1 protein-coding gene and 1 pseudogene are annotated in these 2,034 nt (G+C 28.2%); both read right to left on the minus strand.

Annotated features, from left to right (window positions below; translation table 11 throughout):
- Positions 1-79 precede the first annotated feature (79 nt).
- Positions 80-1,429, minus strand: coding sequence for a hypothetical protein (locus H964_RS08475; RefSeq protein WP_039766627.1), 1,350 nt, complete (start codon positions 1,427-1,429; stop codon positions 80-82).
- Between the two features lie 104 nt (positions 1,430-1,533).
- Positions 1,534-2,034, minus strand: a pseudogene (locus H964_RS12535) (hypothetical protein); the annotation flags it as partial.

Raw genomic sequence — 2,034 nt, forward strand, 5'->3', positions numbered from 1 at the left:
GTGGCAAACTTTTATTTATCCTTTTCAAGTTTTGCTTTAAATGAAGAGATTTTAAAAATGATTTCAAAAAAACTTGCTATTATAAGATTAATAAAAATTCATCATTCGCTTTGTTTTTTTCAACAAGTGTAATTGTAAAAGGACTTGAAAGAGGGTATTTTGTGATAAATTCAAAAAAAGCTGAAGAAGACTCTAATGAATATACCTTTGTTTTATAATGCTTTGGAATATCTCTATAGTCAAAACGAGGGGAGAAAGTTAAAAAAAGACCATGTTTTAAGATGTACTTGTACATGATATCTGGCATAAATTGCTCTTCTTTACTTAGGAGAATATTTACCCTTTTTGTATTGTTACCATTTAAAAATTCTTTACTTATTCTTAACAGATTTTGTTTATCATTTATTTCTTCAATTGATAAAGAGATAGCCGTTAGAAAACCATTATTATAGTGCATGAATTTATTATCAAGATTGATTGAAGTTTGCATTATCTCTTTGGTATAATTTTTAAGTTCTAATTTTATAAGTTTGGATAAATTAGTTTTTAAAGATTTCTTAATATAGTAGAAGCACAAATCTTTTATCGATTCAATATCATCCAAATAGCGAAAAGAAAAATTTTCTGAGATACGTTCAACAATATAAGCGTCTAAAAATAATTTTTGATTTTTAATATCTTCAATAAATTTATTCAGTGGATAAAATGCAAAAGCCTCCCAAAAGTGTTGAATCATTCTTGAATTTTCTGGTGGCCAATACATTTCCTTTTCCTCAGCGTCAATTTGTCCAAATTTGATAAATATAAAACCGTCATTATTGCTAACAGGAAAATACCTTATATAGGATATAGGAAATGGCTTTTTAGAATCATTATCGTAAATGTAACTATAAAATTTATTTTCAAAAAGGTCTATTACATAAATTTGCCATTCATTATCAGAATTGGGAACAGAAAACTTTCTGTGTATAATTATTATATAGCGAGAATTTACCATTTTAAAAAAGCGAATGGGAGGCACAATGAAATTACTTATACCTTCCTGTTCTAAGTGATTTTCCCATAGCCTCAATTCAACAATAGGAATTTCAATAATGTCTTTTTCATATGTATTTAGCAAGTTAATACTCCTAACAGTGATTTTAACATAGTCATCTGCAATATTCCAGTAATACCCATATAATAAGTTATTTATTTCATCAAAATAAATAATTTCATCTAACTCTTTTTTAAACAGGTAGGTTTTAAGTTGAAGATTTGAGATATCAATAAAACATATTCCAATAGATTTATATGTGCTTTGCTTTAATACACTTCTTAATAAGAAATTTTTGCACTCTAATGGTAAACTACCCAATTGATTATCTTTTAAAACATTATGCATTTCAGATGATAAATCTTGAATATAAACAACTTCAATGTTCGTCATTTTTATCCTCCTAAATAAAAGCATTGACTACTTTGTATTTAAAAGACAAGAGGTAGCTTTAAAAAGTTTGTTTAGCTACCTCTTAAAAGTAGGATAATTTGAGTTTAATAAGGATAGAATATATGAGGTCGTTTTCTAATCTCATTAAAAAATACGTGAAAGTGAGGAAAATAATTTGGGTCATCTTTATGAGGAGTTTTATGTTCATAATAATATGCTTGTGGAAAACCATGAATAGACGCATAAAAAACTACTTCTTTAGCTAATAATTCTGCAGAATTTCTACTTTTAGCAAAGATATCACCACCGTCTAAGACTACAGCCTTAGCTGTGCTAAAATCAACAGCAGGGCCAACATAAAGTTTTTTGTCGTCAGAAATATAAGCTAAAAAATAGTCGTATGAGCTGTTTCTTATTTTATCAACTAATGTTTCAGCTAAGTAATAAGTTGCTCCACCAACTACAATAATGCCGGCTACACCAAGAATGGCATACAAAAGAGATTCAAGAAGTCCTAATGCCCATGGCAGAGCTATAACATACTGTGCCGAGACAGTATCAGAATCACCAATATTATACTCTTCCTTTGTCTTTTCATCAATTAG

It is taken from the genome of Caldicellulosiruptor sp. F32 (assembly GCF_000404025.1).
In the GTDB taxonomy this organism is placed as follows: Bacteria; Bacillota; Thermoanaerobacteria; order Caldicellulosiruptorales; family Caldicellulosiruptoraceae; genus Caldicellulosiruptor; species Caldicellulosiruptor saccharolyticus.

What these genes read in the sequence shown, in the direction of transcription:
- H964_RS08475 (WP_039766627.1), bottom strand. Translation starts at nt 1,429, where the DNA reads ATGACGAACATTGAAGTTGTTTATATTCAAGATTTATCATCTGAAATG.